The organism is Microcoleus sp. M2_D5, assembly GCF_036701935.1.
GTDB lineage: Bacteria > Cyanobacteriota > Cyanobacteriia > Cyanobacteriales > Microcoleaceae > Microcoleus.
This window is the reverse complement of sequence record NZ_JAUBRP010000028.1, coordinates 17,216-32,761: the sequence shown is the minus strand read 5'-3', so window position 1 is coordinate 32,761 and position 15,546 is coordinate 17,216. Positions and strand designations below refer to the sequence as shown.

The window sequence follows — 15,546 nt, the reverse complement described above, 5'->3', positions numbered from 1 at the left end:
ACCAATGACTAATGACTAATGACTAATTATTACTCCTCTTCCTTCCAGCGTTTGAGAGGAACGCAATCAATCCCCAACTGGTCTAAAGCGCGAGCCACCACAAAGTCTACCAAATCTTCAATAGTTTGCGGATTGTGATACCAAGCAGGAATCGCTGGTACAATTCTAGCTCCAGCTTCTGCCAAGGTAGTCAAATTCCGCAGGTGAATCAAGCTAAAAGGCGTTTCGCGAGGCACGAGTACCAATTTTCGCCCTTCCTTGAGCTGAACGTCGGCCGCTCTTTCGAGCAAATCCGAACTCAACCCAGCCGCCAATTTCCCCAGCGTACTCATGCTACAGGGAATAATCATCATCCCTTGGGTACGAAAAGAGCCACTAGCAATATTAGCACCGACATCTTGCCAAGGATGACACCGAAGTTTACCCATTGTGGCTACTCCTGCTTGTTCCCGCCAGAATTCCTCTTGTAGCGTCGGTTCTGCGGGCATTCGGGTGTTCTGTTCGCTTTGCCAAACCATGTAAGTAGATTTCGAGGCTACCAGTTCGATCGCGCGATCGGCTTCCAAGAGAAACTTCAGAGTTCGCACCGCATAAATCAGTCCCGATGCTCCAGTCACTCCTACAATTAGGGGGTAGTTATTCGTCATTAGTTATTTGTTAGTTTACGGTTGACTGTTGTTAGTAATTAGTTGTGAGATCAATTTTTATAGCATCAGAATTCTTCCTATCTCAATTCTATTCATCTGCGTGAATCAGCGTCCATCCCTTGTCCGGGGCGGTTAATACATTCTCTTTTTTTTACCGCAGATGAGGGCAGATTAACACAGATTAACGCAGATAAATTCGATTAATTTCGGTTGCACCGTCCGTGATTGTTTACTTTTGACGGGATTTGACGCCCGACGATGCTATCGGATTTGATATTAGTCGTTAATTATTTTTTGATGATTGCTGAGTATAGTTGGTCGCCGCCTTCTCAATACTTAGTTGCCAGACAATGACAACTAAGTATTGATAAAAGTTAACTGTCAACTGTCAACGGTCAACAGATTATTCATCATCATCAAAAGCTTGACTGCCGCCGCCAACTGCAACTAAATCAATTTGCTGGCGGTAGTAATCCACACTCTTGACTTGAACTTCTACCCGATCGCCCAAACGGTACTGATTGCGGTTTTTGCGGCCCACCAGAGTTTGCTGGCGCGATCGATATTCGTACCAGTCATCCTTGAGCGAAGAAACGTGTACCAGTCCCTCAACTCGCAAAATGTCGCTATCCGGCGGCCGCACCTCAATTTCCACAAAGAAACCGTAAGACTGCACGCCTGTAATCAAACCTTGGAAAGTTTGGCCGGTGCGTTCTTTCATCAATCCGGTTTTCTTCAATCCCTGCAAATCGCTTTCGGCATCCTCAGCAACTCTTTCGCGTTCCGTTAGGTGTACTACTACCGATGCGAACTCTGTCTCAAATTCGTGGTGCAAATCTGGGGGGAGAACGTTCCAAGTAATTTGACCGTGACAGGAGGAATGGTGCAAGTCAACTTTTTCCTTAGCCCGTGTTGTTCGGCTGCTGCGGCCTTGCTCGAACACAGCCTGCAACACCCGCAGCACCAGCAAATCGGCGTAGCGGGAAAGCGGCGAAGTGCAGCGCGTGTAACCCTCTGACAGCCCCAAACCGAAGTGCGGCTTGGGAGTGGTGCTGTAAACAGCGGGCTTCATGGTGTCTTCTAGCAGGTAGGTGAGAACTCTTTCAGACTTCAGGCCGGCAAACTGCTGGGTAAATCGCTGAAAGTCCAAGGGCAAAACTTCTTCTTCGGTTTCGAGATACAGTTCGCCTCCGAGGTTGTTGGAGAGTTTGATGAACTCTTGAATGTCTGCCGGATCTGGCATCGGCTGGACGCGGTAGATTGCTGGGACTCCCAAGGCTTGCAGGTGGGCGGCGACGGCTTGGTTGGCGAGTACCACCAACTCGGAGACAGCCGACTGGGCGGGGGGAGCCGTTGCAAAAGCTCCTAATTCGCCTTCGTCGTCGAAATGAGAGTTAGCATCGGGCAAATTTAGTTCAAAAGCTCCTCGCTTGAGCCTTGTCTGTCTGGCAGCCTGTGAGGCGGCCCCGATTTGATCTAGGAAAGGACGGAGGGCGGAGGATAAAGGGTGCTCTTCGGCATCGCCTGGTTCGAGAATTGCTTGAGCTTGCTCGTAGGTGAGGTGGTAGTCAATTTGAATGACGCTGGCTTGAATCTCGTATTCTAGGAGTTCTCCTGATTCGTCTAGGGTGAGCAGTATGCTGAAGGCCAGCCGTTCGCTGTCTGGCAGCAGGGAGCAGCGCTCGTTGAGGGTTTCTGGCAGTACGGCGATGATTTTTTCTCCCAGATGGGCGGCGGTGCCTCGCTTGCGGGCTTCGCGGTCTAGGGGGGTTTCTGGCTGCACGTACTCGGCGGCGTCGCTGATGTGGATTCCTATTTGCCAGCGGCCGGGCTTCAGGGTTTCGATCGACAATGCGCGTTCTACTGGCGGATCGGACAAAAATGATGTCGGATCGAACTCGTTTTCGCCTCCTCCTTCGGAGAGATTTTCCTCCGGGGCTTGAGGGGCATCGTTTTCGCTGTTGGTTGTTCCCGGTTCGTTTTTGCTGAAGCTAACCGTCAGAATGTTACGCAAATCTAGGCGTTTTTTGATGTCGGTTTTTTTGACTTTGCTGGGCAAGTTTTCGGCTGCTTTGATGACGGCGGCGGGGAACGATCGCGGTAAGTCGTGTTTGCAGCATACGATGTCGAGGTCGTCAGCGGCTTCGGCGTCGGAACCGAGTACCTGTACTACTTTGCCGACTGGGCGGTGGGTGCCGAGGGGGTAGCGTTTGACTTCGACGTGTACTAGGTGGTCGATCGCCTCTTGGAGATTTGTGCCGTTTGCGAGCAAGTCTAGTTCAAACAAGAGGCGATCGTCCAGGGGGATGGCTCTGTAGCTGACGCGGCCGGTGGGGCTGGCGGTTTGCTTGACTCGCGCTAGTACCGAGGGGTTGGCGCGTTCGAGGATGAGCATGACTTCGCCTTCGGGCGAGCGGCGGCGGCTGCCTTCTTTGATGATTTTGACTAAGACTCGATCGCCGTTCCAAGCTGTCGAGAGGTGACTTTCCCGCACGTAAACGTCTTCTGAGCCTTCGGCGTCTTGAATTGCAAAGCAAAATCCTTTGCTCGAACAGCGCAGTTTTGCTTCTACTACGTCGTCTTCAGCTACTCGGCGATAGCGGCCTTTGTCTTTGACTAATATGCCAATTTTCTCTAGAGCTTCTAATGCGATTTGAAGTTTGAGTTGACTGGTGGCGTCGTTGCAGTCGAGTTTTTTCTCCAATGCTTTTGGGGCCACTAATTTGTCTTCTGTAAAATTTGCCAGCAGTGCAGCGATAGAAAATTCCATGTAGCGATCGATCCTCTTGTTTCCAGCAATTAGTCTAATTTTGGCGAAATCAGCCGCACCCCCTCGGGCCCTCGCAGTGCCTGCTTCCCAACAAATGCGCGGGTTGATAGGTGGAGACGCGAGCACAGCCACCTTGTTTCATCGCGAGGTTTTTTTGAGATTCTCTCCCGACACCGGCTTGGTGCTAACTGTCTGCTGTCTGTCTTGAACTGACTGCTGACGGTGCAGAAAACAGTCCCGCACGCTATTCCCCAATACAATTTTTTAGCGTTGGTTTGTTTGCTTTTAGGTCAGCAGCGCCGAGCACTTCGCGAATTAGAAAGCCCCTGTCGGTTCTTAAAAGATGGCTCGATACTGAAAGCAACGGCTTGAGTCGAGGATGAGCCGATGGAGGGATGGAGAGGGAGAAAATGTGCATTTCTGCCTTCTGCCTTGTTTCCTTCTGCGTTGTTCCTTCTTCCTTTTGAAGTGCCTCTTGCTTCTTGCTTTAGCAAAGAACTTACCGGATCGAGGCAAAATTGCTAGTAGCTCGCCGCTGCGATGCCCCTGTTTTTTGCACGCGATCGGCCCTTGCGGACAGAGGTGCAACGAGCGGGTCGGGAGCAATCTGTGCGGTAGAAAGTGCAGGTAGGCAAACCGGATACTTTTACTACTTTTGCTTAGTTGCTGTGTCATCTCTTATAGGTAGAAATGACGCCCGGTGCTTGTTAGCTTAAACCGCTGGATGTGGGATGGGGTTTAGTGGCGTGTAAGGTTGCGCGGATGACTCACCTTTAATTTATTGTATGTTGAATAGGTGCTTTCATAAAATTGTTTTCTCTCTCGCTGTACTACACTTAAGTCATAAGCCCCTTCTGGTTTCGGGGTCAAAAAATTATGTTTGCTGAATTTCGCGCCCTTTATCCCGCTGGACAGTTAATCTGTGAGTTGCTGACTGTTCATCACGGTAAGTTTGTTGTTCGCTGTCTGGTTCAGGTTGACGGCCAAACTCTGGCTACGGCTATGTCTGCTGCTGAGTCTGTTGAGGATGCTGAAGACCGCGCCCGGTTGCGAGCGATCGCGGTTCTTGGATCGGCTGCGCCCGATCGTGCGATCGCGAGTGTCGATCCGGCTCCGGTTGCTCCGGTTGCTCCGGTTGCTGCTGTTCCACCTCCTGCTGCTGTTGCTCCGGTTGCTGCTGTTCCCCCTCCCCCTCCTCCTGCTGTTCCGGTTCCGGTTGGGCCGACAAGTGTTCCTCTTCCGGTTCTAGAAATGCCTGTTGCTGACAAATTGCCTGAATCACATAAAAGCAATTTTGTCAAGACTGAAACGAAATTAAATGAAGAGCCGATCGCACCTGTACCGGAACCGCTGCCGCCAACGGTCGATCGCGTCGAGGCTACTGGATTTGTACCAAAGCAGTTAGACTCAGACGCTTGGCTTTCTTCTAGCTACGGCGAACCGATCGCGGAACTGGAGATGCCGAGTTCTAGCCAAAGTGAACTGCTGCAGGGTGCGGCTGAAGTCAGGGAATTGCAACCGATCGCAGTGGGAATTCCCAGCGATGCGATCGAGGATAATTCTGATACGATCGCCCAAATAGACGCCATCCTCAAACGCCTGCGATGGAAAAAACCACAGGAAACCCAGTGTCTGGAACACAATTACGGCAAGTCGTCGCAGAGAGAGCTTTCTAGTGAAGAGTTAGTAGATTTCCTAGAATATCTAGAAATCTACAGCAGAACCACTGAGGAAATCCAGCGGCTGGGCTGGACTGCCAACCAAGGAAAAGATTATCTCAAACAAGGTTATGGCAAAGAAGCGCGCCATTTCTTAAATCAAGTAGAATTGCTCGACTTCCTGCAATATCTCGAATCTTTGCCCTAGGAATTCGGCAACTAAACAAGGCGCTGGAGGCTATTAGATTAAAGAAAACGGGTTTTTTACAGAGATTAAGGTTGAGAACCCAAGATTAGGGTAAAAAACCCGGTTTCTCGCCCCCCGTTGCTCCCGGATTAAAGAAACCGGGTTTTTTACAGAGATTAAGGTTGAGAACCCAAGATTAGGATAAAAAACCCGGTTTCTCGCCACCCGTTGATCCATTAAAGAGCTACTTTTGAACGTTAAAAATTAAAAATCAAAAATGAAGAATATTTCCTCATTTTTGATTTTTAACTTTTTATTTAGACGACAGCGGCGATCGGGCGGCTGGCGGAAGGACGGCGATCGATCACTTGATCGACTAATCCGTAGTCCTTTGCTTCTTCAGCCGACATGAAGAAATCCCGTTCGGTATCTTCTTCAATTCGGGAAAGCGGCTGACCGGTATGGTTGGCAAGATGTTCGTTCAGGCGGCGTTTGTGGTACAAAATCTCTTTCGCCTGAATTTCAATATCGGTTGCTTGTCCTTGAGCTCCGCCTAGAGGTTGGTGGATCATAATCCGGGAGTGAGGCAAACTCATCCGCTTGCCTTTAGCGCCGGCACTCAACAGAAAAGCGCCCATACTGGCTGCCAAACCGAGACAAATAGTGCAAATGTCGGGGCGGATGTGGTTCATCGTGTCAAAAATGCCCATACCTGCTGTTACCGAACCCCCAGGGGAGTTGATATAGAGGTAAATATCTTTCTCCGGGTCTTCGGCGTCTAAAAATAGCAATTGGGCAACGATCAGGTTAGCCAAGTCTGAGTCAACCTGTTGGCCCAAGAAGACGATGCGATCGCGCAGGAGTCGCGAGTAAATGTCAAAGGCGCGTTCGCCGCGACCGGATTGTTCTATAACTGTTGGGATCATTGACGCCTGCCTGCCTATTACGTATCTTTTTTTAATTTTAGCGACTAGGGTTCATTTATAGTTAGGGAGGGGTGGCGCGCGATCGAGAAATCGGCAAAATCCTTGAACTGGGCGGGGTTGGGGCGTTAATTTGTCGAAGTTGTGGCCGAGGTGCGATCGGAAATCCGATCCTGCAGGCGATCGATGTGGAGGCAGCGGACATCAATAAACGTTAAATGTTGTTATGTGGCGATCGTATCATTGCCAGAACTTCCATCGCTCGATCGCGGCTGACACTAGGAAAATGGTCTAAAAATTCCTCGACCGAATCACCAGCTTCGAGACAATCAAGTAGAGTCTCGATCGGGACGCGAGTACCGATAAAGACTGGAGTTCCCCCCAAAATATCGGGGTCGCTATGAAAGATAGTAGCTGCGTATTGCAAAGAAAAGGTTGTGACATCAAGACAATCTTCTTCACTCCAGGTATCACTTTGCTCGAACGATCTGTTAGTTTCCATCGCTAAATCCCCACTGGAATTCCACCGCATGAATCTTTTCTATCAAAGCTGAAACTTTAATCGGTGAATTATCAGGTATGGCCGTATTCAGGACTGACGTACTCCGACTAAAGAAACCGGGTTTTTTACCGAATTTGTGGGCTGTAACCCGTCTTCTCGTAAAAAACCCGGTTTCTGGCCCCCGTGCCTCAGTCCTGCTTCTCAAATTTTAATCGCCCAACCACGGCGATACATTCCATACAAAATTAACCACCAAAATAATACCGCAGTCACGGCAAATGCTAGAGAACCATTCAGCGGCCCCGCCCACGGCAAAAACCAGTTTTCATAAATCCAAGTGTAAGTTGTTGGAGCATTTGCACCAGTACCGATATGAGTTTTTAAGAGAATTCTGGCAACTATACCGGAAGCGACAAACAAGAAAATTGCATTCACTCCCATGATTTCAAACGGCCTCCCCCATTTCCAATCCCGCACTTCAATTGTTTCGTAGCAAGCTGCTAGCAATAGCAAGGCCCAACCAGCGGTAAAAACTACATAGGAACTTGTCCAAAGTTGTTTGTTGATCGGAAATAAAAATCCCCACAAGTGGCCGATTACCGCGCAACTGAGGCCGCAGATTGCTAAGTTGATACTGGTGCGGGTTTTGATTGGCTGCACGCGCAGCCACTCTCCTGTAAAGTAGCCGATCAGGACTGTGACTACTGCGGGTAAGGTACTCAACAATCCTTCGGGGTCGAAGGGGCCGCCTTTGTACAGGTGCTGGCTGCCGAGAATTAGCCGATCGACATATCCTCCTAAATTTCCTTCTGGCGTGAGTTCGCCGGCAGTGTACCCCCCTACAGCAAATACGGTTAATGCGCCCCAATAGCCCAAAAGCACGGCAACAGCGAGCAGTTTTTGATTGCGGGGGGAAAGGTTGAGAATGGCGATCGCACTGATGAAATAAGCTAAGCCGATGCGCTGCAATACCCCCATGATGCGGATTTTACCGAAGTTTTCGACCGGGGCGCTGTTGAGAAGTACGTCAAGGGCGATCGAAGATGTATTTAGCAGCAATCCTAATAGAAATAGAATCGCGGCGCGGCGCGCAATTCGCCAGTAAATATTTGAAGCAGGAATAAGGAATAAGGAAGAAGGAAGAGGGTTTTTGGCGGATTCTGATTTTTCCTTTGTTTGTGTAACTTTTGAGGTTTCTATTCCGGTTTTTGGATAATTTTGAATATATTTAGACAGCGAGAAAGACATCGCGCAGCCAACGATGAACAAGAAAAACGGAAATACTAAATCTGTCGGCGTGCAGCCGTGCCATTCTGCGTGTTTTAGCGGTGGATACACCTGTTCCCAACTACCGGGGTTGTTGACTAGAATCATGGAGGCGATCGCAATTCCGCGAAAAACATCAAGGGATTTGAAGCGCATAAATTAAGGCTCGCGAATTCAATAACTTACAATTTTAATTGTTATTGTGGGATGGGCGTCGGGCCCGTCCAAAAAGAACGGGCCCGACGCCCATCCAAAAAGAACGGGCCCGACGCCCATCCCACTTTCAAGAGTGGAAATTATTTAATTCTCATTCCTAAGTTATTTGTTCACTGTTCACTGTTCACTGTTCACTGTTCACTGTTCACTGTTCACTGTTCAGTATCTTAGCTGATGCCCATTTCCTAATTCTTTTTAGCCAAATTCCCAATTCTCCCTGCCCCTATACCCCATGCCCCATGCCCAATTCCCCACTACCTATATCTCTATTCCTTCCAGAGTCATAATGACTGCATTTTTCATCAACATATCGCACCTTTCTGCATAAAAAGCTGCTGCCTTATCATACTTGTTGACTTGCAAGACGCGCAGAAACATTTGCCTTGCTTGCGCGAATTGCTGCTGGTAGTGAAAAAAAATTCCCTGTTCAAAATAAGTTTGAGTTTGTGCTTTTAGTTCGATCATTGTCGCCGAGTCGCCATCGTAAATTTCAAATACCGCAACAGGTGTTTGTTTTCCTTTGACTTGAACGCGATCGAGAAACCGGCACTTGTAATGTTGAGGATCGTCTATCCGACAAAGGGTTTGGACGCTAGCTACAATAGCAACTCCATAAAGCTTTGTCAATCCTTCCACGCGGGAAGCTAAATTAACAGCATCAGAAATCACCGTACTTTCCATTCGTTCCGCTTCGCCAATCGTACCTAACATTAAAGTCCCCGTATGCAAGCCAATCCCTATCGAAATAGGTTGATAGCCACTGTTTTGCCTGTGTCTGTTATAAATCTTCACTTGATGCTGCATCTCAATTGCTGCTTGCACAGCATCTTCAGGCCTGTTAGGAAACAAAGCCATAATCCCGTCACCAATGTATTTATCTATAAAACCGTTATACTCGCGGATAACGGGGCCAACTCGGCTTAAGTAAGAGTTAAGAAATTCAAAGTTTTCTCTGGGAGACATACTTTCTGACAGACTTGTAAATGAGCGAATGTCGGCAAACATAATCGTCATTTCTGCTTGTACAGAGTCTCCTAGTCTGGCATCAACGATGCTTTCTCTTTTGAGAAATTTCAAGAATTCACGGGGAACAAAACGGGCTGATGCGGCTGCAATTTTTTCGAGTTCGCTTTTGCTGGACTCGATTTGATTGAGCGATCTAAATGCTCTCAGTGCGGTGACTACTGTGGTAAATAATTTTTTGTTAGTAAGTTCTGTTTTGGTTTTGTAATCATTGATATCGTAGCTGACAATTACTACATCTTCTGGTACTTGCCCGGGCTGTCCAGTGCGTAAAATAATTCGCACTACTTGATTATTTAAAATATCGCGGATGTACTTAACTACTTCTAATCCTGCTTCTTCTGTTTCCATCACTACATCGAGTAAAATCAATGCTATATCGTAGTTCTTTTGGATGATTTCTTTAGCTTCTTTTCCTGAGTAAGCGCTGATAAATGTTATGCTTTTACCTTCAAAAATAAAATTATTTAACGATAGTTTAGTAATATTATGAATTTCTATTTCATCATCTACAATTAATATTTTCCAACTTGCTTCTAGCGGTTTTTCTTCCGCCTCGTCTTCCTCGGAAAATATTAATTCATCGTCGCCCGTCGCGATTAATTCGTCATCGCCTGCAGCCAACAGGTTTTTACTAGCTTCTGACATATATCGTTCTCCTATATAAAACTTCTATCCATGTTGGCCGTATAATAACTAACTGCTCATTTTCGCGGGAAATTCAATCATAAATCTTGTGCCTTTATTTACTTGACTTTTACAGCTAATTGTGCCTTTTAATTTTTGAGTAACAAGGTTATAAATAATGTGCAGTCCCAATCCCGTGCCTCCCTGACCTCTTTTGGTGGTAAAAAACGGTTCAAAAATTTTACTGAGATTTTCTGGGTCAATTCCTTTGCCGTTATCGGCATATTCAAATATTAGCCGATCGCCCTCTAGTTTGAAGTCAAAAGCCAGAATTCCTGCGTCTTCTCCATCGTAGGCGTGAATTAGGGAATTCAACACCAGATTTGTCACAATTTGACACACTACGCCGGGGTAACTGTCCACTACAATATTTTCATCACACTTAATCTCTATTTTGTGCTTAGTTCTTTTGAGTTTGGCACTTAAGGATGTCAAAATTTCCTCTAGATAGTTTTTAACATTAAACGTGCGTTTTAACTCGCTCGACTGATCCACAGCTACTTCTTTAAAACTGTGAATCAAGTCTGCAGCCCGCGTGAGGTTAGATAAGATCATATTACTGCTTTGGATGGCGGTATCCAGAAACTTTTCTAACTCGGAACGTTTTATTTTGCCGTTACTGTAAACCTCAAAAAACTTTGTGGCTTTTTCAGCAAGCAGGGAGGCGGCGGTGATGCCGATGCCGATGGGAGTATTGATTTCGTGGGAAACACCTGCAACCAACCCTCCGAGGGCAGCCATTTTTTCCGATTCAACCAGTTTATTTTGAGCCGATTTTAAGTCTTCTAAAGTTTGGGAGAGTTCGGAGGTACGCTGCTGTACTAAATTTTCGAGATTCTGATTGAATTGGTGCAAGTTGGCGTAAAGTTGGGCATTTTGGATGGATATAGAAATTTGAGAAGACAGCAGTTTTAATATTTCTAACCTGTCTTGTGTAAAAGCGCCTGCAGTCAGATTATTTTCTAAATATAGAATGCCAGTGAGTTGCCCCTGATTAATTAACGGAGTGCAAAGAATTGATTTAGGTTGAACGGCCATTATATAGGGTGTGCGAGTAAATTGTCCTTCGCTGCTGGCATCGTTTAAAACTATACTTTCCTGGGTGCGGGCAACGTAATTGACAACTGCAACTGCCAGCAAAGTTACTTCTCGATCGTCGGCTACAAAATCTATCGGAATTGATTGCATGACAGCAACGCGATCGACATCTACACATCCTGATGCTTCAATCACCCATTGACCCTCTTTTTCTAGTATTAAAAAGCCTCTTTGCCCCCCGGCATTTTCAATGACAATTTTCATCATTTTTGCCAGCAGTTTGTCTAGAACTATTTCCCCGGCTAAGGTTTGCGACGCTTTAACTGCTGTGGTCAAGTCTAGCACGCCTGCACTGTCCTTCGTAGTGGAAGCGCTGCTGGTAGATTTGTGAGTTTCAATATTAGTTGAAATCGAGCTTGAAGTGAGCAAGTGCGAGTATTTCGATTCTAAATGCGCTGCTTTGGCTGTTGCTCCCCAGCGCTGATAGCAATAACGCGCTTCTGTCAAGTAAGTTTTAGAATTTTTTTCTCGTCCTATGGATAGATAAAATGCTCCTGCCAATTCTGCTGCTAGTGCTTGTACTTGTATGTATCCGTTTTCTTGGGCTCCTTCAATTGCGCGATCGTAATATTCCATTGCTATCACAATATTCCCCAATACCCGCGCTTTTTCTGCCGTAAGTAAGTCGCATTTATGTTGAAGATTCATGGGCGCATAAAGCGCTTTTCGTTGCAGTTTTTTTCGGTTACTGACAGCGTAAAAAATATGCTCTTCTTGTTCCTCATTTGTGGCAGATGGATAGGCTGCTAGGCGGGCGAGAGAATCGTAAAACTGATATTCAGAAACATTAATAAAGCCTGCAACACCGTCTAAATATACTTCCGCTTGCGCTGCATTTTCTAGCGCTGTAGCGGTATCTCCAAATAAATACGCTAGTATTAGTTTTTGCAAATAAAAATGCTGTAATCCCACCCGATCGTTAGCTTTCAACAGCAGCGACAACAATTTTTCTTCGCTGTATGCTTCACCTAATACCAGGTGTGGGCTTTCCAATTTTCCCATCAATTGCAAAATAGTTTGCAGATATATTTGATTCCAAGTCAATACAGTTTCTTGCTTGAGTTGAAACAGCAAATGGTTGTAACTTACTATTCTCCGTTCCAGTTGTGGCAATTCTTGACCGATGAAATACAAAGACTGACAAATATTTACTGCTGCATATCCGACACATTCTAAATCCCCATTTTCTAGCGCGCTTTGATAGGCGTCCTCTAATAGCGGCAAAGAGTCTTTAACGTGATGCTTGCCGTTCATCAAAATGAATGCTACTAAATTAAGCGTTTTGCTTTTAAATTCTAAAGCATTTAATTTATCGCTCAATTTTAAAGCTAATTGACCAAAGAGCTCGCCCGATTCAATATCTATAACTATTCCTTTTAAAATTGCTCCGTAATTAGCATAACCGAAGGCCGAAAAAGTTGAGTTTCCGTAATTAATAGATAAATTAACTTGCTCGCACACAATCAGGGGCAGCAGCACAGGTTCAACTATAAATGTAGCTGAAAACATACTGGAAAGCACGCGCATAGCTGCTAATTTGTGCGGATTTGTCATCACCGGCAAGTTAATTAAATCTTCTATTTTTTTGTCGGTTAAATAAGCTGCTGTTTGAGCGAGTGCTTGCTGAATGTGGAGGGGAATCGGCGATTCGGGAAAGTTTATTCCTAACATTTTTAGTGCTTCCCGACCAATTTTTACCGATTCTTGGAGTTGGGTTTGCATCGCACAAGCTATGATTCTGATTTCAAACACTTTGATTTTGTCTAGTTCATTTTTTGCGTGTTGCAAGACAATTCTAGCCCATTTTTCCATTGGTTCAAAGTCGGTATTGAGGTAAGCAGCTTCTGCTGCTGACTCGTAGAGTGCCAGAGTCAAGTCGTAGTCAGTTTGCCAACTTTCGGGGGACAGCAGTTCAATACCTGCGGTTAAATATTTTAGGGCAAGTTGGTAAGCGGCACTTGCTTTTGCTTTGCGGCCAGCAATTAAATTTAATTGGCATAATTGAAATTGTTCTAATTGGGTGGTGATGATTTTTTTTGCAGAATTGAGTTGGTTTACGGTATCAAAAATCTGCTCTTCTAATTGCTCTGGCGGTGCATTTTGGAGTAAAAAGTTGCCGATTTTGAGATGAATTTCTTGTTTTTGATAATCGGATATTAAAGCATAAGTTGCTTGCTGCACTCGCTCATGCAGAAATTTGTAAGTGGCGATAGAAACATCAGCCACTGGTAGGGAAAATTTATCGGTAAAGTCTCTAGATATTGTGTCTGTTACTTTTGTGCTTGCTGCTAGTGCGATCGGAATTTTGTAGGCGTTATTGACGACTAAAATCAGACCTGACTGAAGTGCCTCACCGAGGTCTGTTGCTGCGGAAGCCAGAGGTTTTTCGGCGATGGTCGAGAGAGTTTTCAAATCAAATTTGTTCCCGATACAAGCGGCTAATTTAAGCAGTTCCTGGGTATTCTCTGAAAGTTTCTGAATGTTGTCTATCATTAATTCTACAACATTGTCAGTTATTCCCATTTCTTGTATTTGTTCGATATCCCACTGCCACTCCCCTGTTATCTGGCAATTTTTCACAATTTGCTCGGAGATTGGTGGCGCTAAGCCCGACAGGTTAGGTTCAGCTAGCTCGACAAAATTATTGGAGGGTAAAAGTTTAAATTGAATCAAACTTTTTGAGTAAATAAATTTTATTAATTGAGTTAAAAATAAGGGATTGCCAGCGGTTTTTTGAAAAAGCAATTCTGCTAAACTTAGGGATTTTTCGGGGGCGCAGTTCAAAGTATCGGCGACAAATTGGTTGACGCTGCTTATATCTAAAGGCGAAAGGGCGATCGCGCTCACAGTGCCGCCTGCTTTTTTAATTGCTTGGGCGGTCAGCATTAGGGGATGATTTGCATCTACTTCCTGCTCTCTATAAGCTCCAATTATTAATAAATATTGAGTGCCCAGGTCAGTTGCTAGCAGTTCTATTAACTTGAGAGATGCTGAATCGACCCACTGCAAGTCATCCAGGAAAATTACTAGGGGGTGTTCTTTTTGAGCAAAGACGCGGATGAAGTTTTGAAATACTAAATTAAAGCGATTTTGAGATTCATTTGCTCCTAAATCTGGGACGGGGGGCTGCGCCCCGACAATCAGTTCTACTTCGGGAATAGCTTCAATAATTACTTGGCAGTTGCCACCGAGTGCTTTTAAAATTTTTTCTTTCCAAACATAGATTTCGGCAGCATTTTGTGTGAAGATTTGTCGCAACAAATCTTGAAAAGCTTGGAGCAAAAAAGCGTAAGGAATATCTCGTTTAAATTGCTCAAATTTGCTGTCAATAAAATACCCATTTTCCTGCCGACTCGGCTTGTAAACTTCATATACTAACGAGGATTTGCCCACACCCGCAGAACCCGAAATCAGCACGATTTCTGTATTGCCCCGCCTCATACGCTGGAAGATACTGAGAAGCAGATTAACTTCTGCTTCTCGCCCGTAAAATTTTTGGGAAATTTGCAGGTGACTTGACCGATCTTGCTCGCCGAGGGTTATGTGGGAAATTTCGCCTGTAGTTTGCAGTTGATCGAGACAATTTTCCAAGTCGTACAAAAGTCCGAAAGCACTTTGATACCTGTCTTCGGCTGTTTTTGCTAATAGTTTCATGACGAGATCGGAAACGGCTTGAGGAATCTCCTTGGTTCCTATTCGATCGATTCTGCCTTCGATGCTTGTGCTTTCTACTTTTTGCTTTCTGTTTTGACAAGGAGAAACTGGCGTTTTGGCAATATGGCAGTGTACTAATTCCATGAGATCGATCGCCTGAAAAGGCAATTCGCCACAAAGCATCTCATAAAAGGTGACGCCTAAAGAATAAAAATCGGTGCGGTAGTCGATCGCCCGATTCATGCGTCCCGTTTGTTCAGGAGACATATAGGCGAGAGTGCCTTCGAGTAAATGGGGATGGCTGGGGGCGGGGTTTTCGCCCGGTAGCAGGGAGGCGATCGCAAAATCAGCAATCTTGACATCTCCTGTCTCGATATTGACAATAATATTGCTGGGTTTAATATCCTTATGGATAATGTGGTGTTCGTGGAGTTGCCCAAGAGTTTCTGCTAGTTTGATGCCCATATGCAGAAATTGTTGTAACTCTAGCTGGTTGTTGCTGAGAAAGTCTTTTAGGGAAATCCCACCAAAATCTTCTAAAACTAAAACCGGAAAGTGATTGTATGTTTCTATTTTGTAAAGCTTGACTATTCCGGGCAAATTCAAATTTTTAAGAATTTCGGATTCGTGCAGCAGTTGGGATATTTGGGATGGGGTAGGGTATGCCGGGGTGAGAGTTTTGAGGATAACGGGTTTTTGTTCCTCAAGCTGCAGACCTCGATAAATAACTGTGTGAGAGTTTGTATAAAGTTCTCCATCAATGCGGTATCCCGGAAGAAAAATCATGATAGTTGGGGGTAATTTCAAAGATGCGGTTATACAATTTGAGATTTTAGATTTGAGATTTGAGATTTGAGATTGGGAAGCATTGATTATATAAAGGTTGGGAGCGTCGGCTTATAGTTGCATTATTTT

At 45.5% G+C, this 15,546-nt stretch carries 8 protein-coding genes; 1 reads left to right on the top strand and 7 read right to left on the bottom strand.

Translation table 11 applies throughout. From position 1 onward, the window contains the following. Nucleotides 1-29 precede the first annotated feature (29 nt). Nucleotides 30-647, bottom strand: coding sequence for a flavin prenyltransferase UbiX (locus QUA50_RS14055; protein ID WP_333265036.1), 618 nt, complete (start codon nt 645-647; stop codon nt 30-32). A 403-nt stretch (nt 648-1,050) separates the two neighbouring features. Next, the gene (locus QUA50_RS14050) at nt 1,051-3,417 is read right to left on the bottom strand and encodes a ribonuclease R family protein (RefSeq protein WP_333265037.1); all 2,367 of its coding nucleotides are present in this window, start codon (nt 3,415-3,417) and stop codon (nt 1,051-1,053) included. A gap of 876 nt (nt 3,418-4,293) precedes the next feature. Here QUA50_RS14050 and QUA50_RS14045 point away from each other — a divergent pair. Then, entirely contained in the window at nt 4,294-5,283 is a 990-nt protein-coding gene (locus QUA50_RS14045; RefSeq protein WP_333265038.1) for a hypothetical protein, read from the top strand. Between the two features lie 296 nt (nt 5,284-5,579). Here QUA50_RS14045 and clpP read toward each other — a convergent pair whose 3' ends face one another. The 5 genes from clpP to QUA50_RS14020 all read right to left on the bottom strand — a co-directional run bounded on the left by clpP (nt 5,580) and on the right by QUA50_RS14020 (nt 15,417). After that, nucleotides 5,580-6,188, bottom strand: coding sequence for an ATP-dependent Clp endopeptidase proteolytic subunit ClpP (clpP, locus tag QUA50_RS14040; RefSeq protein WP_006635758.1), 609 nt, complete (start codon nt 6,186-6,188; stop codon nt 5,580-5,582). 211 nt (nt 6,189-6,399) lie between these two features. Further along, entirely contained in the window at nt 6,400-6,687 is a 288-nt protein-coding gene (locus QUA50_RS14035) for a DUF433 domain-containing protein (protein ID WP_333265039.1), read from the bottom strand. Between the two features lie 201 nt (nt 6,688-6,888). Next, nucleotides 6,889-8,109 (bottom strand): heparan-alpha-glucosaminide N-acetyltransferase domain-containing protein, encoded by a 1,221-nt coding sequence (locus QUA50_RS14030; RefSeq protein WP_333265040.1) that lies wholly within the window; start codon nt 8,107-8,109, stop codon nt 6,889-6,891. A 318-nt stretch (nt 8,110-8,427) separates the two neighbouring features. Further along, nucleotides 8,428-9,840: an adenylate/guanylate cyclase domain-containing protein gene (locus QUA50_RS14025; RefSeq protein ID WP_333265041.1), complete on the bottom strand. Its 1,413-nt coding sequence runs from the start codon at nt 9,838-9,840 to the stop codon at nt 8,428-8,430. Between the two features lie 48 nt (nt 9,841-9,888). Beyond that, on the bottom strand, nt 9,889-15,417 hold the full coding sequence (locus tag QUA50_RS14020; RefSeq protein WP_333265042.1) for an ATP-binding sensor histidine kinase: 5,529 nt from the start codon (nt 15,415-15,417) through the stop codon (nt 9,889-9,891). Nucleotides 15,418-15,546: the final 129 nt, after the last annotated feature.